This window comes from Caballeronia sordidicola (assembly GCF_000729995.1).
Taxonomy (GTDB): Bacteria; Pseudomonadota; Gammaproteobacteria; order Burkholderiales; family Burkholderiaceae; genus Caballeronia; species Caballeronia sordidicola_A.
The window spans coordinates 65973-87276 of the sequence record NZ_JNFG01000011.1 but is presented as its reverse complement, the minus strand read 5'-3'; the positions used below and the strand labels follow the sequence as shown (position 1 = coordinate 87276).

The following is a 21304-nucleotide window of genomic DNA, read 5'->3' as shown; positions in this document are numbered from 1 at the left end:
TGCGCCCTCGCGCTAATCAAGCCGCCGATAACGACCGCTCCAGCGCAGCCACGCCCGCGGGAAGATCCACCGGCACGCCGAGGTCGATCATGGTCCGCCCGAGCGCATGGATGGTCCTGAAGAGATGATGCTCCCGGCATTGCTCGCCCATCTGACCGATCCGTACGATCGGCGCGCCGAATGAGCCTGCAATCTCGACGTGATGATGGCGCGAGATATGGGCGCACACATCCGAACCGCTCATGCCCTGCGGCAACGCGATACCCACGACCGAATTCAACCGGCTCGGCTTCGAAACATAGAGCTTCAGCGAGAGGGCTTCAATGCCCGATTGCAGCGCGTTCGAACACCGCTGATGACGTGCGAACCGGCGCTCGAGCGTCTCCGCGCAAACCAGTCGCAGCGCCTCATGGAGCGCGAGCACGCCCGACACCGGCGCCGTGTAATGGTAGGACGCGTTATGCCAGAAGTTGGTTGCCAGCGAAGCATCGAGGCACCAATGTGTCTGGGGCACAGGTCGCGTCATGATGCGTTGCCAGGCCGTTTCAGAGAACGCGAGCAGCGAGACACCGGGAATTGATGACAGCCCTTTCTGACCCCCGGTAATCACGGCGTCGATACCCCATGCGTCCATCGGCAGCGGCATGGTGCTCAGCGTGCAGACCGCGTCGACGATCACCAGCGCGCCAGCGGCGCGGGCGACAGAGGCGATCGATTCGAGGCTGCGATTCCAGACGGTGTTGGACGTCTCGCCATGCACGATAGTCACGATCTCCGGACGAAACCGGTCGATGGCTTGCGCTACTTGCTGCGTGTCCGCGGCGGTACCGTCGACCACATTCAGCGTTTCCACCTGGGCGCCGGTTCGCCTCGCCATCTCCGCCATGCGTTCGCTGAAGAACCCGTTGCAGATGCAGAGCACGCGCGAGCCTTTCCACGCGAGATTCGTGATCGCCATTTCCATGGCGGCAGACCCCGGCCCGGCCACGCCCATCACCCATTTCGATTCGGTCTGAAACACGTACCGGGCCATTGTCTTGACCTGGCCGATAACCGCGGCCATGGTCGAGCCAAGATGGTTGATCACGACGCCGTTGGCTCGGGCCACGGCGTCGGGAATTGGAACGGGGCCGGCGCCCATCATCAGCAGAGGCTCTTCGGGAAGAATTGAAGAGAGCGGCAGGACCGTCGGACACGCGATGCTGAACGTATCCGGCGTGCCGGATTCTGCGGAGAAGGTATGTCGGTCGTTCATCAGGGCTCGTTTAATAAAGCGATATTGGGTGGCTCAAGCGGGTGGCTAAGCCGCGACCCGCTCACATTGCCCGCGTCCTGCGTTGGCCAAAACGGATCAGCAGCCAGTAGAAAGCGAATCGCCGCGTGGGGGAGAATACCGGTGCCGAGGCCAAAACGAAACGGCTACTTGAGCCGGATGCGCTGATCCAGACCTTCGAACGCGGCGCAAGCTCAAGCGTTTCGCCTTCCCGCAGCCACCAGTCGTCAGATTCGCCTTCAATGGTCAGCCACACCGTACCCCGGCAAACCGTCAGGGTATGTGGCCGATCGATGAGCCAGCAGGCTGGCGCATCATGGGGTTCCTGCTCCAAGGTCCGGATTTCTCGCATGTCCTTCTCCCATCATGGCCGCTCACAGAGAGACGGCCTCTTGACTGCATTATTTATTTAAACTCCAATCTTGGGAATGTACAGTCGCGAACAGTTGCCCCGCACTGTTCAGTGATTTTCCCTGCACACTTCATGAGATCACGCGATGAACCTCGTCATCGATCCCCATAATGGCGTCCCCATGACCGATCAACTCGTGACCGGTATCTCGGGCCTGATCCGCTCGCGGCAGATGCTGGCGGGCGTGAAGCTGCCGTCCATCCGGGAGCTCGCGGCCACCCAGAAGATCAGCCGGTTTCCGGTTATCGAAGCCTATGACCGGCTCTCGTCGCTGGGTTTTATCGTGCCGAAGCATGGTTCCGGTTTCTACGTGGCGCACCACATGGGGAGTGAGAGCAGTGCTTCGGGCGGCTCGGATCCTCGTCTTGCCGAGGAGGAATCGCATCAGATCCTGCAGCAGTTCAACTATCCCGGCGAGTCCCTGAAGCTGAGCAGCGGTTTCGTGCCTGAAGCGTGGCGAGACATCGAGGGCATTGCCCAGACCGTGCGCCAGGTCATGCGGATGGACCCGAGCTGCGTGATCGACTACGCCATGCCGCACGGCGACGCGAACCTGAGGCACCAGATCCAGATGCGCCTCGGGATGGTCGGCATCGAGGCGGACATTTCCAACATCATTGCTACCAGCGGTGCGAGCCAGGCGCTCGATCTGGTCGTCCGGTTCATGCTGAAGCCGGGAGACACCGTGTTCGTGGAAGACCCCGGGTACTACAACCTGTTCGGCTTGCTCAAGTTGCAGGGCGTCAGGATTGTCGGCGTACCGCGTCTGGCGAGCGGACCGGATGTCGATGTTGCCGAGCATTTGCTCAAGACGATCAAGCCGAAACTGTTCTTCATCAACACCGTCTTTCATAACCCGACCGCGACGAATGTCGCGCCGCAGGTCGCGTTCAAGCTGCTGCAACTCGCGCAGCAGCACGACTTCATGATCGTGGAAGATGACATCTATGCAGACTTCCAGGCAACACCGACTCAACGGCTTGCGTCGCTCGATCAGCTCGATCATGTGATCTACGTGGGCGGGTTGTCGAAGACGCTGTCGTCGTCGCTGCGGATTGGTTATCTGGCGGCCAAGCGCGACCTGATCAAGGACCTGGTCGATGTAAAGGTGCTCACCAGCCTGGGCGGCTCGCGCTTTAGCGAATGCGTGGTGGCGGCCTTGCTTGAGCGCGGCACGTACCGCAAATATCTCGAGCGCTTGCGGCGACGCATTCACGACACGCTGTCAACAGCAGTTCAGCGTCTTGAGGAAAACGGCTGGGAAGTCTTCGACGAACCCACCGGCGGCAATTTCATTTGGGCGCGCGTGCCCGGTATAGACGACTCGATGGTCCTGGTCGATCACGCGCTGAAATTTGGCATCACGCTTGCGCCGGGGAGCTACTACCGTCCGAACGGCGAGGTGTCCGCGTGGGTGCGGATCAACACGGCACATACCGACGATGCGCGTGCTATCCGGTTCTTCGAGCATATGGGGCAAGCGGACCCAACTGTGCGGTGATCTGATTTTCCGCGTGTGATCGTCGAAACGGGCTTCCTTGAGGGCGCTATTGCACCTAGCATCGTGTGACGCGTGCTGTCGCACTGCCGGATATGTTTGCAGGTGCGAACCGGGCCGACGATCAAAGCCACGACCCATTTTTCAAATAGCAGGAGAGACGATGTCGGACCTTTTCGTGGAATGCGGCGCTACGCCTGCAGCAGACCTCATCGCGGCCCAGCAAGCCGATGGTCTGACGCGCGCTGATCCGTCCACGGCCGGCGTGGATGCCGATGCCATCGTCGAATTCCTGAACGACGTCGAAGCAGCCGGCCTCGACCTTCACGCCTTCATGCTTCATCGTAACGGCTGCGTGGTAGCCGAGGGCTGGCGCTGGCCATATCGGCCCGACCGGCCGCGCAACCTGCACTCGGTCGTCAAGAGCTTCACCGCATGTGCGATCGGGCTGGCGCTGGAGGAAGGCCTCTTCAAGCTCGACGACAAGGTGGTGTCGTTTTTCCCCGAGGTCGCTGTCGAACCGAATCAGGGCTGGCTGACGGCGATGACCATAGAAGACCTCCTGACAATGCGCGTGGGCCACGCGGGCGAAACATCCGGGGCAGAGTGGCGATCGCTGAACACGAGCTGGATAGCGGAGTTCTTCAAGATCAAAATTGTGCATGAGCCGGGAACGGCCTTCATGTACACGAGCGCTGCCAGCTACATGTTGTCGGCCATACTCAGCCGCGCCGCGGGCGTGACGCTGCATGAATACCTCAAGCCGCGAATCTTCGAGCCGATGGGTATTGTTGGCGAATCCTGGGATATCGGTCCGGACGGCATCAATCCGGGTGGCAACGGCCTCATCGCACGAACTGCGGATTTGTTGAAACTGGGCGTGCTGCATGCGCAAAACGGCGTATGGGAGGGCAAACGCCTGCTTCCCGAAAGCTGGGTCGCCGCCGCAACGAGCGCGCACGGCGAGCCTGTGAAATACGGCTATCACTGGTGGACGCGGCCTGACGGCACGTACAGCGCCATCGGCAAGTTTGTCCAGATGACAACGGTGTTCCCGTTGCACGGCGCAACGCTCGCCGTGACCGGCGCGATCAAGGGCAGCGCGCAGCTGTTGTCGCATATCGACCGGCATTTTCCGGCGGCGTTTCGTGATCAAATTCGTGATCAGATTCGTGATGACATTGAAGACGGCGCCGCCGCCGACGCGCGGCTCAAAGCGAGACTTGCCGACTGGCAAAGTCCTGACGCCCCGGCAGCATGGAAAGAGCCTTTCCAACGGGCCGGCGCAGCCACGGATGGGGCACGTGCACCCGGACAGACGCAGCGCTTCGTGATGCACCCCAACCGCCAGGGTGTGAGCGCATTGCAATTCGAATTCACCGGCGAGACCTGCGTGTTTCGTCTTACCGATGTGCAAGGCGAACATGTCATTGCCGCCGGATTAGGGCGGTGGCTGGAGGGCCGGACCAACATGCCCGGCAGCGATCTTCATCACGGCTACGAGTTCGATAACAGTCCGGTCGTCGCGCGAGCATGCTGGCTGGATAACACGCGCCTGCAAATGACCTGGATCTTCCCTGAGACCGCGTTCCGCGACACGGTGATCTGCGAGTTCTCGGGCAAGACGATAACGTTCAAGCGTGAAGTGAACATCAACGGCGGCGCGTTGCGGCATGATGACCTGACCGGCTCGATTGAGACTTAGAAACGGACCGGGAGGAAGAACAAACACATGGCGCTCTTCACGAACCGGCGCCATGCAGCATGCGTGAATAGGACACGAGCATACTTGCGAGCTCCTGCGCGACCGTAGTCAACGGCGAAGACCGCCGGCTGATCAGACAGACATCGCGAGGATCGAACGCTTCACGGATCGGGATATTGACGATCGAATTCGAGAACAGCTTCAACTCGACCAGCACGCGCGGCTCGATGGTCAGGTAATCGGATTCGCAAACAATGTGCAGCGTCTCCAGCAGCGACTCCGCCGTGATGACAATCTTCGGCTCCCCCAGTCCCTCTGCTCGAAAGAGGCTGGTCAGGCGGTTCTCCGCCCCACCGACAATTCCCGCAGGCCGGATGCTGACCCACTCGCAATCCTTCAGATCGAGAACGGAGGTGGCATGCGCTTGAGGGTGTCCCTTGCGCGCGATCACGCCCGGCACCGACCGGTAGAGGCGTTCTATGTCGAGATCGACGTCGCTGACCTGCGGCGCTAGCGGACACAGGGCGAAGTCGAGCCGGCCATCGCGGATCTTCTCGATCAGCATCTTCGTATAGCCGCTGGACACATGCACGCGCACGCGCGGAAAGCGTGCGATAAAACGCTTGAGTACCGGCAGCAGGGATTCCGCTAACGGCTCGGACGTAACGCCGAGCGTAATCTGTCCTTCGGGTTCTCCCAATGACTGCTGCATCTCCTGCATCGCGCGTTCGCAATCAATAATGATCGCGTTCGCGCGAATGAGGAAGGTCTCGCCCAGGCTGGTCACGCTGATACCCTGATGCGAGCGGTTCAATAGCGTCACGCCGAGTTCGGCCTCAAGGCTCTGGATGGCTTGCGTCAGTGTGCTTTGCCCGATGTCGAGCGCTCGTGCAGCGCCCCGGAAACTGCCTTGCTCCACGACTGCGCAAAACACCCGGAGCTGGATCAACGTCATGAAAAACCCTCTGGAATAAGTGCAACGCTCGCCCGGTCCCATGCCATGCCGGCGGGAGCGATGCGTTCGGCTTGTGCAAGCATAGCCTTCCAGAAGGCCAACGTGTATCAACGAAGCCCAACCGCGATGACTCAGGCAGCCTGAAAGAGGCCTCGTACGCGTTCGTCGCTTTCAGCGGCGCCGGACGATGCCACGAGCGAGTAGAGATCCTTGCAGTTCGACGGCTGCGCGATCAGGTCAATCCGCGTGCCGATCCCCTCGGTGCGCACGAGATCGTTCAGGTAACGCAGCGCCGAAAAGTCTTCCAGCGCGAACCCGACTGAATCGAATACCGTCACCTGTGCGTCTGATTCGCGTCCTTGCACTTCACCCGCCAGCACGCGCCAGAACTCGATCACGGGTGAGTCGGCGGGAAGTTGCTGGATATCGCCTTCCATGCGCGTCTGCGGCTCGAACTCCACCATCACGCGTGCACCGTTCAGCACGTCGGCATGCAACTCGGTCTTGCCAGGACAATCACCGCCCACGGCGTTGATGTGCATCCCCGCTTCAATCATGTCGGGCGTGAGAATGGTCGCGTTGGTTTTATCCGCGGTGACGGTGGTGACAATGTCGGCGCCTTGCACGGCCTCGCGTATCGACGCCGCGCGCGTGAGCGCCAGCCCCTTGACGCCGGAGAGGTTGCGGATGAGTTTGTCAGTGGCGGCGGGGTCCGTGTCGAACACGCGAATATGCTCGATGCCCAGCATATTCTTGAACGCCAGCGCCTGGAACTCGCTTTGCGCGCCGTTGCCGATCAACGCCATTGACTTCGATCCCGGCCGTGCAAGGACGCTTGCGGCGAGCGCGGAGGTAGCAGCCGTACGCAGCGCCGTCATGATGGTGAACTCGCTGAGGAGCAAGGGGACGCCGGTGGCGACGTCGGCGAGAACACCGAATGCCATCACGGTCAGCAGGTTGGCGCGGGTGTTGTTGGGATGCCCGTTGACGTACTTGAAACCGTAGAGCGCATGGTCCGCAACAGGCATCAGCTCAATGACACCTTCGGGTGAATGCGCCGCCGTGCGGGGTGACTTGTCGAACTGAGGCCAGCGGAGGTAATCGGCGCGGATGTAGTCCGCGAGGGTGTGGATGAAGGTTTCCGGGCCGATGGTGCGAAGCAGTTGCCTGATGTCGTTGACGTCGATATATCGAGTCATGGTGCGTTCCTGAACGATGAAATGAACTTGAGGGGCTACATGGGTGTGTTGGTGTGCGTTGCGTTTTACCTGGAGTGGAGTCAGGCGCCGAGCAGCTTGCCGGTGCGTTGAGACGTGGCGCCCGTGACGCGGCCAAGCGGATCGCCGTGCTTAACGTATCGCACGTCGCGGCGCATGTAGAACACGCCGCAGGTTTTGCTGTGAACGGTGGTGGTCACGCCGCTCGTTGTATCGATGACGTCGAAGAGCGGCTGGCCCACTTCGATCACGTCGCCAAGCTGCGCGCGATGCACGAGAATGCCACTTGCGGGCGCGAGAAACTGTTCACTGCCGGCAAGCGGGGTTGCTGGGCCGGCAAGCTCGGGCAACGGCGGCGCAATGCCGTCTATGAAGCCTTGATGCGTGAGGTAGTCGATGATCGCCTGTGCGTCCCGCTGCGCCATGTCATACGACACATCGCGCTGCCCGCGATGCTCGACCGTGACAGACACCGTGCCGGTCGGAATCGGATAGTAGGCGCCAAATTGCTGCTGCAGTTGCCACCATGTGAGGCTCTGCGCTTCGTCGAAGGAGCTTGCGCCGGAGTCGTACGCGAGCAGCGAGGCCACCGCACCAAGATACCGCGCAAGCGGCTCGGCCTTAGCCCAGATCGCCTGGCCGGTGTAGATATGCATGGCAGCTTCGCGCGAGCAATGCAGGTCCAGCACCACGTCCGCATCGTGCGCCAACAGCATGAGCTGGCGTTGCAAGCCGTCGAACAACGTGGCCGGTTGAAGCGCCGTCAGTGCCGCTTTCCATGCTTGACGAATGACGACGAGATTTTCGTTTGCATCTTGCGTGAGCTTGCCTTCGAGCACCGCAGCGATCTTGCCGGCGAGCATGGGGAAGTCGCGGTTGTAGTTGCGGCCACTCGCGAAGTCGAAACGGCCGACGGGTGCGCCGAACAACCATTGGCTCAGTCCAAGCGGATTGGCGTTGCAGACCAGCACGATTTCACTACGAAGCTTGGCCGCGGCTTCAAGGCCGCGCAACTGTTCGAGCAGCGTGAGTGCAACCATCATGCCCGGCGTTTCATCGGCATGCAGGCCGGCCTGGATGTACACCTTCCTGCGAAAGTCGCCCGTGCCGAACGCGTGACTCGTCAGATGGTACGCGGCGCCGGCGGTCGCGTGGGGCAAGGCATGAGAGGTGCTGTTCATGAGGAGAAAAGGGGCTCGTAGTAGCGGCAAGGTCATGTTACGGGGAGTTCATGCGGCGCAGAAGGCGGCCTGACCGATCGGGATCAGCCTGGCAGATCGCCTGCCGCACGAACCTGGAGTCGGGTTTGTATCGCGATCAGGATCCGGCGCTCGCGCCCCGCAGAAGGCGCGAGTAAGACAACAGCATGCTCACCAGCTCATGCGCGACCGTTGTCAACGGCGACGCGCGGCGGCTGATGAGGCAGACGTCACGCGGATCGAACGCTTCTCGAATCGGGATGGTCACGAGCGATGGTGCAAACAGCTTGAACTGCGCGAGTACCGCCGGCTCGATGGTCAGGCAGTCGGTTTCGGACACAATGTGCAGGGTCTCCAGCAATGACTCGGCCGTGAAGACGATGCGTGGCGCTTCAAGCGCTTGCGCCTTGAAGAGACTGATCAGCCGGTTCTCCGCGCCACCGGCGATGCCCGCGGGCCGGATGCTGACCCAGTCGCACTCCACCAGTTCACGCACGGACGTGACATGCGCTTGCGGGTGACCCTTGCGCGCGATCACGCCCGCGTCCGACCGGTACATCCGCTCGATGTTGAGATCGACATCGCTTACGTGGGGTGCGAGCGGACACAGCGCGAAGTCGAGAGCGCCATCGCGAATCTTTTCGATCAGCATCTTCGCGTAGCCGCTCGACACATGCACCCGCACGCGCGGAAACCGTTCGATGAAACGCTTGAGTACCGGCAGCAGGAATTCCGCGAGCGGCTCGGAAGTGACGCCGAGGGCGATGCGTCCTTCGGGTTCCTCCTTTAAATGCCTCATGTCCTGCGTGGCACGCTCACAGTCGCGGATGATCGCATTGGCGCGGACCAGGAACTTTTCACCCAGGGCGGTCAGGCTGATGCCTTGATGCGACCGATTCAGCAGAACGACACCCAGCTCCGCCTCGAGGCTTTGGATCGCCTGGGTCAGCGTGCTTTGAGCAATGTCGAGCGCTCTTGCTGCCGCGCGAAAGCTGCCTTGCTCGACGACCGAACAAAACGCCCGGAGCTGGATGAGTGTCATGACGAATGGACTGCTTCAAGCGCGATGCGGTGATCCACAAAAGCTGGCGCGGACGTGAGCGTACGCGCGGCCACGTCGACCAGCACAGGCATGTCGCGCCCGGCCAGCTCGGCGTTGAAATACTTGCGGGACGGATCGATGTCGTCAGGCACGGCGCGCGTGATGACCTTGAAGCCGTCATCGCGATTTCCTCGCAGCTCGGGCACGGCTTGCAGGAGTCTGCGCGTGTAGGGATGGCTCGGGTTATCGAAGACGGCGTCGCGCGTTCCCTCTTCAACAATATGGCCTCGGAACATCACCAGCACGCGGTCGGCAATCTGCTCGACCACGCCGAGATCATGCGAGATCAGCAGGCACGCAAACCGGTAGCGCTGCTGCAGCGAAACGAGCATGTCGAGGATCTGCTTCTGCACGGTGACATCGAGTGCGGACACCGGCTCGTCCGCGATGATCACAGCGGGTCTGCTTGCCAACGCGCGTGCAATCGCCACACGCTGGCGCTGGCCGCCGGAGAGCTGGTGGACGAGGCGACCGGCAAAGGCACTCAGGCCCACGTCATCCAGCGCGTCTGCGACCCGCTGGGCGCGTTGCGCGCGGCTCAGGGTCTTGTCGAGCCTCAACCCCTCGCCAATGAGCGCGTCGACCCGCATGCGTGGGTCGAGTGACGAGTAGGGGTCCTGGAACACCATCTGGACCGAGCGGCGCGCGGCTTGCATGGCGTCATGCCCGGCGTTGAGAAAAGGCCGTCCGTTGAGCAGGATCTGCCCTTGCGCGGTGGGCGCCAGTCCGAGTATCGCCTTGGCGATACTTGTTTTCCCGCTGCCCGATTCGCCGACGATCGCCACTGTCTCACCCGCCTGCACGCTGAACGATGTCGGATGCACGGCCCGCGCGAGAATCTTCCTGAACCACAAACCCGGCACCCGGTAATCGATTGCCACATCCTTGACTTCAATGACCGGCTGGACTGATGAACTCGGCGAGCCCACTGCGTCATCGTTCTCGGCACGCCGTGGCAGTGCTTCGAGCAGGTTCAGCGTGTATTCATGCGAGGGACGTGCCAGTACCGTCCCTACCGCGCCGGTTTCCACGACCAGGCCGCGCCGCATCACGAGTACCTGTTCCGTATAAGCCGTTACTAGCGCAAGATTGTGGCTGATGAAGATCAGCGCGGTGCCTTCCTCGCGCGTGAGTTCGATCATCAGGTCGAGCACTTCCTTCTGCACCACGCAATCAAGGGCGGTTGTCGGCTCGTCCGCGATTAGCAGTTTCGGGCGCAGCAACATTACCGCGGCAAGCAGGATGCGTTGCCGCATGCCGCCGGAAAACTCGTGCGGATAGCGCTTCATGCAGCCGAGCGGGTCGCGTACACGGACCCGTTCGAGCATTGCTATAGCCTGCAGACGCGCAGCATCGCGCGCAACGGAACGCCGCCGCATGAGCGCCTCCGTCAACTGGTCGCCAATGCGGATAGCCGGGTTGAGCGAGACCATCGGCTCCTGGAACACCATGCCGATGCCCGTGCCGCGCGTAGCCAGCCATTGCGCCGGCGTATTGCCAAGGACGTCACGACCCTCGAAGCCGATAGTCCCCGAGACGATCTGCGCACGCTCAGGCAACAAGCCGAGCAATGCGCGGCCGACCATGGTCTTGCCGCTGCCGGACTCGCCCACGATTGCAAGCGACTCACCTGCCTTCAACGTGAAGTTCACGTCGTGCGTGACCTGCTTGATCGTGCCTGTCTTGTCGGGGAAGCCTATGGTCAGGTTGCTGACCTTCAGCAAGGGATGTTGCACAGGAGCGTTCATCACATTCCCCCCTTCATGCGCGGGTCGAGCAGATCGCGCACCCCATCGCCGAACAGATTGATGCCGAACAACGCAAGCGAGATAGCCGCACCCGGGAACAGCACGACCCAGATCGCCTGATCGATTGCTGTGCGACCGTCGGCAAGCATGCCACCCCAGGTAGGCTCGGGTGCGGGCACGCCGAGTCCGAGAAAACTGAGCGCGCTTTCGGCAAGCAGCGCCGAGCCGAACAGCGAAGTGGAAAACACCAGCAGCGGCGCTACGCAATGCGGCAAGACGTGACGAAGAAGCGTCCACGCCCCGCTATTGCCCATGGTTTGCGACGCGACCACGAAGTCACGCTGGCGCAGCGACAGTGCCGCGCCGCGCGCAATGCGGCTGACTGACGGCGTATAAGCCAGGCCGAGCGCGACCACCACGCCCCATTTCGACGGCCCGACCACGGTCATGATGCCAAGTGCGAGCAGCAAGCCGGGGAACGCCATCAGCGCATCGATCAGCATGGCCGCGAGCCGGTCGAACCAGCCGCCCGCGTAACCGCAGACGGCGCCTATCGACGTTCCGGCGAGCAAGGCAAACAGTACGGAGCAGACGCTGACGGTAGTACTCACACCGGCGCCCGACATGATTCGGGACAGGATGTCCCGGCCGAATTCGTCGGTGCCGAACCAGTGATGCAGCGATGGCGGTGCATAACGCGCATGAATATTCACGTCGAGGGGACTGTAGGGCGTATAGACAAGATTGACCACCGCGATGAGCAGCAGGAGGCCGACGAGCACGGCTCCGATCACGAGGTTGGCGCGCCGGGCGTGCTTGGGAGAGGAGGGCATGGGCGAGTCAGAGCTTGAGGCGTGGATCGAAGATCGGGTACAGCAGGTCGACAACCAGATTGGTCAGCACATACAGCAGCGCGATTACAAGAAGGCATCCCTGCACGACGGGGTAATCGCGCGAATAGATGCTTTCCACGAGCAGGCGGCCCATGCCCGGCAGCGTAAATACGGTCTCGATCACGGCACCTCCCGCGAGCAGGTGACCGAGCACGAGACCGATCACGGTGAGCGTAGGACCGAACGCATTGGGCAGCGTATGGCGCAGCAGCACGCGCCGTTCCGACAAACCTTTGGCGCGGGCGTGAGCGATATATTCCAGCCGCAAGACCTCGATGCTGCTCGCCCGCATCATGCGTGTCACGACGGCGATTTCTCCCAGCGTGACGGCTATGACCGGCAGAACCAGGTATTTGAACGATGCCCAGCCTGCTTGCGAAAACGGCTGGTAGCCGAAGGTCGGCAGCAGGTGCAGCTTCACGCCGAACAACCAGATGAGCAGGATGCCGACCCAGAAACTCGGTATGGAGACCAGCATGATGCTGCCCATGACGACGGCTAGATCGCCACGGCGGTTTTGCATCCAGGCAGCAAACAAGCCTGCGGGAATGGCGATCAGGCACGCGAGGAAAGTCGCCGCGAGCACGATCTCGGCGGTCACGGGAAAGGTCTCGCGGATCAGTTCCAGCACTGGCTGATGCCGCACGATCGACATGCCGAAGTCACCCGAGAGCAGATGCGATACCCAGATCGCGAATTGCGCGGGGATGGACTGATCGAGACCAAACGAGTGACGCATTTGCTGCAGCAGCACCGGGTCGTTGAGGTCGCCGAGCATGAGCGATGCCGGGTCGCCGGGAATGGCGCGGATCATGCCGAATACGAGCAGGGTCACGATGAAGACTGTCGGGACCGCCATCGAAATACGCTTGATGATGTAGCTGAGCATCGGCTTGCCTAGTTCTTCGTCACGTTGGAAAAACGCTTCAGGCGCAGGGGCCAGGTCGTCACGCCCTGCAACCGGTTGCTCGCAAGCGTCAGGTCGGGTGAGTCGTACAGCACGATCATGGGCACGTCGTCCATCATCATCTGGTGCAACTGTTCGAAGACCTGTTTTCGAGCGGCGGGGTCGGTCACGCCGTCGATGCTGCGCAGCAGCGCGCGCGCCTTGGGGTTCTCCCACTGCACCATGGGATTTTTGGACTTGTCACCGAGTACGTCGCCATACATCAGCGCGGGCTCGATGCGCGTCGAATAACCAAACGACATCAGCTGGAAATGTCCTGAGCGGTAGTCGTTCACCTGAGTGCCCCATTCGACCACCTGCAATTTCGCGTTGATACCCGCCTGCGAAAGCAGCGATTGCATGTACACCGCGGTCGAGTACATGTGCGGATAACGGCGGTTGGTTTCGAGCGTGAGTGGCTGGCCGGCATAACCGGCGGCAGCGAGCAGACGCTTGACCTCGGGCAGGTCCTGCTTGTATCCCACTGCATCGCCCGGGGTATAGAACGCCTCGGCATCTGCCGTCAGCGACGAGTTGTAGCGCGCCAGGCCGCCGCTGACCGCGTTCACCACGCCCGGCAGATCCACCGCAAGCGCGATCGCGCGCCGGATGCGAACGTCGGCGAGTAACGGGTCGTGTGTTTGCATCAGCACGGCGGCGGGATCGGCCCCGGGTCCTGCGATCACATGCCAGTGAGGATCGGCGGGTGGCAGGTTGTTCTCCGATATGTTCATCTCGTCTATCTGTCCTGACATGAGCGCGGAGACCTGCGCCGCTTCGTCCGGAATGGCGACGAAGCGCACGTTCGCCCGTGGATGCTTCGCGCCTGCGAGTCCGCTCGGCGGCTCGGTGCGTGATTGATATTGGGCGAAGGGTTTCAGCAGCACGTATTGCCCTTGTTTCCACTCGCTGAATACGAACGGACCGGTTCCCACCGGCTTCAGCCACGCACCGTTCTTGTCGAGGCTTGCAGGACTGAGGACGGCGAGCGGGCACCGTGGTTCCGTCATGTGAGTGAGAAAGAGTGCGGACGGCCGGTCCAGTTCGAACACCACGGTATAGGGATCGGGTGTGGTCACAGCAAGCACCTTCGGACCCCGGTGTCCGTCATAGTTGCCGCGGCAGACGTAGCCGGACTGCGGCTTCATGAAGTAGTCGTAGCTCCATTTGACATCGGCGGAGGTGAACGGCGTGCCGTTGTGGAACAGCACGCCGTGACGCAAGTGAAACGTATATTGCTTTCCGTCCGGCGAGATGTCCCAACTGTCTGCGAGCATGGGCGCGACCGACAAGTCGCTCTTGAGCGCCACCAGCGACTCAACTACGTTAGCGAGGATCTCGTCGGTAAACGTGTTGCGTAACACGTTGCCCGGCATGGACGTGGTCGTGTCGGTGTTGATGGCAAAACGGATCTCGGGCAACGCCGGGGCAACGGCGCTTGGCTGTGCCCATCCGCTGGCAGGCAGCGCCGCCGTGACCGCCAGCACCCCTTTGATTGCTATGCGCTTCATGGCCGGAGCGCAGCGGTTTCCCACGCAGCGCGCTGCAAGCCGGCGAGGGGTGGGAGACACGGGAATTGCCATCAAACGTCCTTCGGGAGGGGATTGCACAACGCTTAACCATGCGATGAATGGATAGGAAGCGATCGTAGAAGCTCATATTGGCGTTGGGAAGAGCAGTCCTGCCGATCGGCGGCCGATATTCGGATCACCTGGGAAAACAGCACTAGACAGTGGCTTATTGATGTGGTTTTCGTCTGCGCGAAAGGAGTTATGCTGTAAGGGAAAGCAGGGTATCGGGCATGTAGATCATGATCGTCAGAAGTGTTCCCCATCAAATGACATGCTCAGCCAGGAAGCATATTGAATGGAAAGTTAGGAAATCGAAATAAAATGATTTTGTTAGTCTTCAACTGTCACCTGAAATCTGGATAGTCCGTGAAAAGAAGACCTATTGCGTTGGGCGTATTCCGCTGTGGCTGTGTGATGCTTTGGCGGCGCGCCCCGGTGATCAGGCCGCGGGTGCCACCGATGCCCCTCCAATCTTGTGCCGCTGCAACGAGTCCGCAACGAAGCCTGACGCTTTCATCTCTTCCACGAAACGCCGGAGATACGCAGTCGCAGCATCCCCACGGCTCTTCGGCAACCCCATTGCTTGCTGGATCACCATGAAGCGCTCGCCGAGCAATCTGAGGCCTATAGTTTTCGCGGCGTCTTTTTCGAGCTGTTGTTTTACGCCCGCGGCGACTTCGAGCCCCTGTTCAAGAAACGTCTGTACCACGGCAGGCGATGATGGCGCGCGAACGATCTGTGCGTGCTTGAGTTCCCGCGATAGAAACAGATCATAAGCGCTGCCTTTACCGACCGCGACCCGCGTGTTGGCGCTATCGACCTCGCTGTTGTGCTGCATCGGAGAATCGTTGCGGACCATATAAAAGCCTTCGATCAGCACATATGGCGCAGTGAACGCAATGCTCGCTCCGCGCGCCGGATCGATTGCGAAGAAGCCGACATCCGCGCGTTCGTCGCTGACCGCTTCGACGGATTTTCCGGCGGTATCGAAGACCACGAGATCGACGGATAGATCCAGACGCTGGCCGAGTTCCCTCGCGAGGTCGATAGAAACCCCGACCGGCTCGCCGGTGACGGCGTCCGTGTTGGCGAGAATTGGATTGCCCAGGTTGATGGACGCGCGCAGCGTGCCGGTGGGCGCGAAAGCGGAGAGCACGGAAGAGTCGGTCGTCATGGCGTATTGAGCAATGGAAGGTCGGTAAAAACCGAACCTAAGATTTGAGAATGTTGCCGATGCGCGAGAGTGCGTCTAGCGTATGTTGAAGATGTTCGCGCAGCGCCTTGGAGGCTTCTTCGTTACGTTCCTTCTCAAGCAACGCCAGGATGTGCAGATGCTGCTTGCAATGTTTCTTGTACCGTTCGCGATGCTGCATCGATCTGTAGGAAAGCAGGCGGCGAACGCGGTTCACACGCTTGATCGTGTCGATGAAAAACGCGTTGCCGGACGCCTCGACGAGTGACTCGTGAAAACGGACGCCGCGGTCGTGCAATTGATCTGCCGTATCTGTTTCGATGCCGCCGTCGAGCAAATGCCGTTCCGCTGCACGGCAGCGCTCGATCACCTTGGGCTCCAGCCGGTAACCAGGTTCAAGAAGCGCCGCCGGTTCAAGCGCCAGACGAAGGCGGTATGATTGCATCAAGCTGTCGGGCGTCGTCAGCATGGCCGAGAATTGCCACCCGTAGCCAGGTTTGCGCTCGGCCCAGCCTTCCTGAGCTATGCGCGTCAGAACGGCTGAGAGTTGCGTCGCCGTGAGTTCATAGCGGGTCTTCAGCATTTGCTCCGACACTTCGTCGGGCAATGCACTTTTCAGCCGATCATCGGCGATGCGGAAATACGCGCTCGTGACCACGTCCGGGCCGCTCAATCCGACCGAATCCGCAGCTTTCGTCACCCATTCAATCGAAGGGTCCGCCACGAAAAATCCGCGATTACGCTCGCGGCTTAGCACACCCTTTTCATGCAGCAACGAGAGGGCTTCGTTGACCGGCGAGCGGGATAGCCGAAGATGGTCGGCTATCTTTTGCGCGGGCAGATGACTGCCTACCTCCATCTCTTCGGTCCTGATCCACTCGACTATTTGGGCGGCTATCGATCTATCGTTCATGCTTCTCTTTCGTGCCTTGAGCGGCCAGGGTCTTCTGCAAAATAAGCGGAATAACGCCGCCACAGCGCAGCAACGCGACTTCGAGTTGTGTTTCGACCGCTGCCGTCACCTCGTATGATTCGACGCTTGCATCCGCCCGTACGATCTTTACATCGATCCTGCAACGAGGCGCGAGCGTATCGGGCGGCGCGTTCACTTCCACCTTATCACCCGGGCGAATGTTCAGCGTGGCGGGGCTGATACCTGCCGGCCATCGAAGCGGCAAGATACCCATGCCGATCAGGTTCGACCGGTGAATCCGTTCAAAGCTGACTGCCAGCACGGCGCGAATGCCAAGCAGGCGCTGGCCCTTTGCCGCCCAGTCGCGGGAAGAACCCGTGCCATAGCGTTCGCCTGCGACGAGCACGACAGCATCGCCTGTCGCGCGATACCGCGCGGCTACTTCGTGAATCGGCAAGATGTCCCCGCTCGGAACGTGCAGCGTATGAGCGACCGGTGCGCCGGGTTGCAGGAGGTTGACCAGCGACTTGTTATAGAACGCCGCGCGGATCATGACCTCCCAGTTGCCGCGACGCGATGCAAAAACGTTCAGGTCATCGCGATCATCGCCTCGGGCCACGAGAAAGTCCGCGACGAAGCTGTCCTTCGGTATGGCGCTGGCGGGCGAGATATGGTCGGTCGTGATGTCGTCGCCGAGGACGAGCAATGGGTAGGCGCTGTACGTTCCCAACTGCGTGCCTTCGGTCACGGCAGCGAATGGCGGACGCCTTAGCGCGTTCGACCGCGGGTCCCACGGGAACTGTGCGGTGGCGGGTGCATCGATGCCATGCCACGCGGGGTTGTCGCTGGCGATGGCAAATGCACGCGGATAGTCGGCCGGGTCCACCGCCTGTTCAAGCAGCGTGGCGACCTCTTCTCGCGTGGGCCATAGATCGCTCAGGAAGACCGGTGTGCCGTCCGGCGCGATCTGCACGGGGTCGAGGCTGAGATCGGCTTGCGCATCGCCTGACAACGCAAATGCGACCACCAGCGGCGGCGACATGATGAAACCGAGATCAAGGTCGGGATGAATGCGGCCGGGGAAATTCCGGTTCCCGGACAACATCGCGACTGGATAGATTGCCTTGGCTGCCATTGCGGTTTTTACGGGTTCGGTGAGCTGGCCTGAGTTGCCGATGCACGTGGTGCAGCCGTAACCCACGATATCGAAGCCGAGTGCCGACAGATCGTCGATGAGCCCTGCCCGTTCCAGGTACAACGCCGCTGCGGGCGAGCCGGGCCCAAGCGAGGTCTTGATCCAGTACGGTACCGTCAAGCCCAGCTTGCGCGCTTTGCGGGCCACGAGCCCGGCGGCGATGAGCAAGGCAGGGTCCGATGTGTTCGTGCAACTCGTGATGGCGGCGATAGCGACAGGGTGCTTCGGCATGCCGGGCGCGGTGGCTTGCGGCGTGAATGCGAGCGTGTCGAGTGCCGTGGATGTAGCCGAGTAATCAAGCAGATCCTGAGGGCGCCGTGGACCGGCGACATGCATGCCGATCGCGTTCAGGTCGATCTCGATGGTGCGCGTGAAAACCGGCTCGGCGGAAGGATCGAACCACAGGCCCGCGCGCTTGGTGAACACTTCGACCAGCGTAATCGCAGCCGCGTTGCGGTTGGTCGCGCGCAAGTAATCGAGCGTGGTGTGATCGACGGGGAAAAAGCCCGTAGAGGCGCCGTATTCCGGGGCCATGTTCGCCACGACCGAACGTTCGCCGGCAGTCAGCGTGCTAACACCCGGGCCAAAGAACTCGACGAATTCACCGGCAACACCGATCTCCCGCAGCCGTTGCGTCACCGTCAATGCCAGGTCCGTGGCAAGCACCCCAGGCTTGAGCGCACCCGTCAGCCGCACACCGACCACGTCGGGGATACGCTGCATGACAGGCATGCAGAACATCACGGTCTGCGCTTCCAGGCCACCTACACCCCAACCAAGCACGCCAATGCCGTTAATCATGGGCGTGTGGCTGTCCGTGCCAATCAGCGTGTCTGGTGCAGCCCAACGCTCACCATCGCGTTCCCGGACCGATACGACGGTCGCCAGTTGCTCGAGGTTGATGGTATGCATGATCCCGGTGCCGGGAGGATGAATACGCACGCCGGTCAACGCGCGCGACGCCCAGCGCAGGAAGCGGTAGCGCTCCGCGTTACGGCGGAGTTCCTGCTGCAGGTTCATTGGCGCGGCGTCAGGCCGGGCGAAATACTCGACTGCCAGGGAATGATCGACCGATGCGTCGACTGGCAGAACGGGGTTGAGCGCGCCCGGGTCCGCCCCGGCTTCGGCCAGCGCGTCGCGCATGGCGGCGATGTCGACCAGCGCCGGCGTACTGGTCGTGTCGTGCATCAGCACGCGGTCAGGTTGAAAAGCGATTTCGACTTCGCTGGTGCCATGTTCCAGCCATTCGACGATGCCTTCGACCGCAAGCCGGCGCTCATCGCCGTGCGTATTTCGAATCACGTTTTCAAGCAACAGGCGAAGTACGACGGGCAGACGGTAGAGCGTTTCGCCAAACATGCCCGGCAGGTCCACAAAACGAAGTGACGCATCCCCGGCCGTCAGCCGCGCTTCGGAATTGAAATCACGAGTATTTTCCATTCGACGCATTTTGCATTTTTATATTAAAAAATGCAATTTTCGCCGAGAGCCGCTTATAACGCGGCATCCGTTTCCCATTGCGCGGTCATTCCGGCTATGTCGGCGAGCCAGAGCCTGAACAGCTTCACCTTCTCGAGGTTGCGTTCGTTCGTCCGGTACGACAGGAAGTGCGTCTCGCGCATGAAGGGTTTGAAGCGCCCTTCACCGAACTCGATCAGTTCGCCGCGCGCGAATTCGCGTTCGGCGAGCCGCGTGGTTTCCAGTGCGATACCCATGCCGTCGACCGCGGCGGATATCGCTAATGCGCCGCGATCAAACGAAGGGCGCGGCTTGTTCGGAAACTCCAGTCTATTGAGCGTGAACCAGTCTCGCCATGTCACGCGGCTGAGCTGCGAATCGATCAGCGTGAAGTCGGCGATCTGCTGCTCAAGCGCTATCCCTTCACGCAACATGCCGGGCGAACACATCGGCACGATCCGCTCCGCGCCCAGCGCATACACATGTAGTCCGGGCCGCTCGACCGCCATGCCGTAAGAAATGGCGATATCGACTTCATGCATGCGCGTCAGGTCGATCGGCTCCGCGCCCGATGAGAGCCGGATCGTGATGTCGGGATGTGCCTGCATGAATTTAGGCAGGCGCGGACCCAGCCATTTCACCGCGAGACTCGGTGAGCAATGAACGGCCAGCACCTGCGCCTGGGGCCATAAGGCCACTTCACTGCACGCGGCCTCGATCACGTCGAATACGCGCCCCAGGCTGTCGAAAAGCCTTCTTCCTTCAGCCGTGGTTTCAACGCGCCGGTTGCGTCGATGAAATAAAGGCAAGCCGAAATAAGCTTCAAGTTCCTTGACCTGGTGACTGATCGCGGATTGCGACAGATGCAATTCCTCCGCCGCCAGCGTGAAGCTTTCAAGTCGCGCAGCCGCTTCGAAAGCGCGCAGCAGCACGAAATTCGGTATTCGTCGCATGCGCGTGCCGTCTCCGTTTTGAATGTTTTTTGCCGATGCATGAATCCTGTTCATCTTTCTATGAACAGTCATCGTTTGTCAATGAGGGTTGCGTGGATGACCATTAAGCCCTGAAAACAATCCCGCTTGTTCTACAGGAGATAAGCAAATGGTGGCTGTCATGCAAGCGCATTCCGATGCACCCGAAAAGCTGGTGAAGGACGGCAAGGTATCGATTTATCAGCCGGAGCAGGAAGGGCTGATCTTCCCGGAATTGCCGACATTCGCGAGCCCCGCAGCGCAGCGGCAGCACTTGAAGGAACGCCTGGTCGGAGCGTGCAGGGCGTTCGCACAACAGAGTTACGACTACGGTTTCGCCGGTCACCTGACCGTGCGCGATCCGGAGAATCCCGGCTTGTACTGGACGAATCCAATGGCGATTCATTTCTCGCAAGTGAAGGTGTCGAACCTGATTTGCGCGGATCACGAGGGCCGCGTGGTCGAAGGCAATCATGCGATCAATCGAGCCGGTTTCGTGTTGCATGCAGCCGTCCACGAAATGCATCAGGACATTGTGGCGATGTGCCATGCGCACACGATATACGGCACGGCGTTCGCCGCGCTTGGCAAAAAGCTTGAACCGATCACGCAGGATGCCGCTGCGTTTTTCGAAGACCATGTGGTGATCGGCGATGAAGCCGGCCAGGTCGCCGTTGAAGTCAAGGCGGGCCATAAAGTCGCGCATGCGTTCACGGGCGTGAAAGCCGCCATTCATCAGAATCACGGTTTGCTCACCGCAAGCCGTCACAGCATAGAGGCCGCCGCATTCTGGTTTATCGCGCTGGAACGTTGCTGCCAACAGCAATTGCTGATCGACGCAACCGGTATCACGCCGAAGCTCGTCACACCGGACCGGGCCCGCTATAGCCGCGAGCACGTGGGTAGCGAATATATCGGCTGGCTGCATTTCCAGACGATCTGGGATGACCTCGTTGCCAAGCAGCCTGACATGTTCGACTGATCTCGTCATGCGCTGAACGCTGTTCGCGCAGCACGCATTTCGCTCCATGCAGGGACGATACAGCCACCATCAAG

17 protein-coding genes are annotated in these 21304 nt (G+C 61.0%); 3 read left to right on the top strand and 14 right to left on the bottom strand.

Annotated elements, in window-relative coordinates; genetic code table 11:
* Positions 1-16: 16 nt before the first annotated feature.
* Both FH08_RS0112165 and FH08_RS48365 read right to left on the bottom strand, forming a co-directional pair.
* Positions 17-1255 carry a pyridoxal-phosphate-dependent aminotransferase family protein gene (locus tag FH08_RS0112165; protein ID WP_051888185.1) on the bottom strand — a complete coding sequence of 413 codons (1239 nt, stop codon included), beginning with the start codon at positions 1253-1255 and terminating at the stop codon, positions 17-19.
* 61 nt (positions 1256-1316) lie between these two features.
* Entirely contained in the window at positions 1317-1625 is a 309-nt protein-coding gene (locus tag FH08_RS48365) for a DUF2917 domain-containing protein (RefSeq protein WP_035566026.1), read from the bottom strand.
* A 145-nt stretch (positions 1626-1770) separates the two neighbouring features.
* Between FH08_RS48365 and FH08_RS0112155 the strand changes: the two genes are divergently transcribed.
* Together FH08_RS0112155 and FH08_RS0112150 are read left to right on the top strand one after the other, a co-directional pair.
* Positions 1771-3186, top strand: a complete 1416-nt coding sequence (locus FH08_RS0112155; protein WP_031358582.1) for a PLP-dependent aminotransferase family protein — start codon at positions 1771-1773, stop codon at positions 3184-3186.
* A 160-nt stretch (positions 3187-3346) separates the two neighbouring features.
* Positions 3347-4888, top strand: a complete 1542-nt coding sequence (locus FH08_RS0112150) for a serine hydrolase domain-containing protein (protein WP_081889452.1) — start codon at positions 3347-3349, stop codon at positions 4886-4888.
* 37 nt (positions 4889-4925) lie between these two features.
* Here FH08_RS0112150 and FH08_RS0112145 read toward each other — a convergent pair whose 3' ends face one another.
* The 12 genes from FH08_RS0112145 to FH08_RS0112090 all read right to left on the bottom strand — a co-directional run bounded on the left by FH08_RS0112145 (position 4926) and on the right by FH08_RS0112090 (position 20230).
* The gene (locus FH08_RS0112145; protein WP_031358580.1) at positions 4926-5843 is read right to left on the bottom strand and encodes a LysR substrate-binding domain-containing protein; all 918 of its coding nucleotides are present in this window, start codon (positions 5841-5843) and stop codon (positions 4926-4928) included.
* 131 nt (positions 5844-5974) lie between these two features.
* Positions 5975-7042: an ornithine cyclodeaminase gene (locus FH08_RS0112140; protein WP_035566023.1), complete on the bottom strand. Its 1068-nt coding sequence runs from the start codon at positions 7040-7042 to the stop codon at positions 5975-5977.
* An 80-nt stretch (positions 7043-7122) separates the two neighbouring features.
* Complete coding sequence (locus FH08_RS0112135) at positions 7123-8241, bottom strand: succinylglutamate desuccinylase/aspartoacylase family protein (RefSeq protein WP_031358578.1); 1119 nt, start codon at positions 8239-8241, stop codon at positions 7123-7125.
* Positions 8242-8377: 136 nt separating this feature from the next.
* Complete coding sequence (locus tag FH08_RS0112130) at positions 8378-9301, bottom strand: LysR substrate-binding domain-containing protein (protein WP_031358577.1); 924 nt, start codon at positions 9299-9301, stop codon at positions 8378-8380.
* Entirely contained in the window at positions 9298-11109 is a 1812-nt protein-coding gene (locus FH08_RS0112125) for a dipeptide ABC transporter ATP-binding protein (RefSeq protein WP_063771197.1), read from the bottom strand. The genes FH08_RS0112130 and FH08_RS0112125 overlap by 4 nt, the downstream gene beginning before the upstream one ends.
* Positions 11109-11942 (bottom strand): ABC transporter permease, encoded by an 834-nt coding sequence (locus tag FH08_RS0112120; RefSeq protein ID WP_035566020.1) that lies wholly within the window; start codon positions 11940-11942, stop codon positions 11109-11111. The genes FH08_RS0112125 and FH08_RS0112120 overlap by 1 nt, the downstream gene beginning before the upstream one ends.
* Before the next feature lie 7 nt (positions 11943-11949).
* Positions 11950-12891, bottom strand: a complete 942-nt coding sequence (locus FH08_RS0112115) for an ABC transporter permease (protein WP_031358574.1) — start codon at positions 12889-12891, stop codon at positions 11950-11952.
* An 8-nt stretch (positions 12892-12899) separates the two neighbouring features.
* Entirely contained in the window at positions 12900-14531 is a 1632-nt protein-coding gene (locus tag FH08_RS0112110; RefSeq protein WP_235210345.1) for an ABC transporter substrate-binding protein, read from the bottom strand.
* A 427-nt stretch (positions 14532-14958) separates the two neighbouring features.
* Positions 14959-15693 carry an ABC transporter substrate-binding protein gene (locus FH08_RS0112105; protein WP_031358572.1) on the bottom strand — a complete coding sequence of 245 codons (735 nt, stop codon included), beginning with the start codon at positions 15691-15693 and terminating at the stop codon, positions 14959-14961.
* A gap of 37 nt (positions 15694-15730) precedes the next feature.
* Entirely contained in the window at positions 15731-16624 is an 894-nt protein-coding gene (locus FH08_RS0112100; RefSeq protein ID WP_031358571.1) for a GntR family transcriptional regulator, read from the bottom strand.
* Positions 16614-19259 (bottom strand): aconitate hydratase AcnA, encoded by a 2646-nt coding sequence (gene acnA / locus FH08_RS0112095; RefSeq protein ID WP_031358570.1) that lies wholly within the window; start codon positions 19257-19259, stop codon positions 16614-16616. The genes FH08_RS0112100 and acnA overlap by 11 nt, the downstream gene beginning before the upstream one ends.
* Positions 19260-19312: 53 nt before the next feature.
* Positions 19313-20230: a LysR substrate-binding domain-containing protein gene (locus FH08_RS0112090; protein WP_031358569.1), complete on the bottom strand. Its 918-nt coding sequence runs from the start codon at positions 20228-20230 to the stop codon at positions 19313-19315.
* 148 nt (positions 20231-20378) lie between these two features.
* Here FH08_RS0112090 and FH08_RS0112085 point away from each other — a divergent pair, with 148 nt between their 5' ends.
* On the top strand, positions 20379-21230 hold the full coding sequence (locus FH08_RS0112085; RefSeq protein WP_031358568.1) for a class II aldolase/adducin family protein: 852 nt from the start codon (positions 20379-20381) through the stop codon (positions 21228-21230).
* Positions 21231-21304: the final 74 nt, after the last annotated feature.

Bases quoted from the DNA above. Each gene is read 5' to 3' on its own strand.
- FH08_RS0112165 (WP_051888185.1), bottom strand. From the start codon at position 1,255: ATGAACGACCGACATACCTTCTCCGCAGAATCCGGCACGCCGGATACG.
- FH08_RS48365 (WP_035566026.1), bottom strand. From the start codon at position 1,625: ATGCGAGAAATCCGGACCTTGGAGCAGGAACCCCATGATGCGCCAGCC.
- FH08_RS0112155 (WP_031358582.1), top strand. From the start codon at position 1,771: ATGAACCTCGTCATCGATCCCCATAATGGCGTCCCCATGACCGATCAA.
- FH08_RS0112150 (WP_081889452.1), top strand. From the start codon at position 3,347: ATGTCGGACCTTTTCGTGGAATGCGGCGCTACGCCTGCAGCAGACCTC.
- FH08_RS0112145 (WP_031358580.1), bottom strand. From the start codon at position 5,843: ATGACGTTGATCCAGCTCCGGGTGTTTTGCGCAGTCGTGGAGCAAGGC.
- FH08_RS0112140 (WP_035566023.1), bottom strand. From the start codon at position 7,042: ATGACTCGATATATCGACGTCAACGACATCAGGCAACTGCTTCGCACC.
- FH08_RS0112135 (WP_031358578.1), bottom strand. From the start codon at position 8,241: ATGAACAGCACCTCTCATGCCTTGCCCCACGCGACCGCCGGCGCCGCG.
- FH08_RS0112130 (WP_031358577.1), bottom strand. From the start codon at position 9,301: ATGACACTCATCCAGCTCCGGGCGTTTTGTTCGGTCGTCGAGCAAGGC.
- FH08_RS0112125 (WP_063771197.1), bottom strand. From the start codon at position 11,109: ATGAACGCTCCTGTGCAACATCCCTTGCTGAAGGTCAGCAACCTGACC.
- FH08_RS0112120 (WP_035566020.1), bottom strand. From the start codon at position 11,942: ATGCCCTCCTCTCCCAAGCACGCCCGGCGCGCCAACCTCGTGATCGGA.
- FH08_RS0112115 (WP_031358574.1), bottom strand. From the start codon at position 12,891: ATGCTCAGCTACATCATCAAGCGTATTTCGATGGCGGTCCCGACAGTC.
- FH08_RS0112110 (WP_235210345.1), bottom strand. From the start codon at position 14,531: ATGGCAATTCCCGTGTCTCCCACCCCTCGCCGGCTTGCAGCGCGCTGC.
- FH08_RS0112105 (WP_031358572.1), bottom strand. From the start codon at position 15,693: ATGACGACCGACTCTTCCGTGCTCTCCGCTTTCGCGCCCACCGGCACG.
- FH08_RS0112100 (WP_031358571.1), bottom strand. From the start codon at position 16,624: ATGAACGATAGATCGATAGCCGCCCAAATAGTCGAGTGGATCAGGACC.
- acnA (WP_031358570.1), bottom strand. From the start codon at position 19,259: ATGGAAAATACTCGTGATTTCAATTCCGAAGCGCGGCTGACGGCCGGG.
- FH08_RS0112090 (WP_031358569.1), bottom strand. From the start codon at position 20,230: ATGCGACGAATACCGAATTTCGTGCTGCTGCGCGCTTTCGAAGCGGCT.
- FH08_RS0112085 (WP_031358568.1), top strand. From the start codon at position 20,379: ATGGTGGCTGTCATGCAAGCGCATTCCGATGCACCCGAAAAGCTGGTG.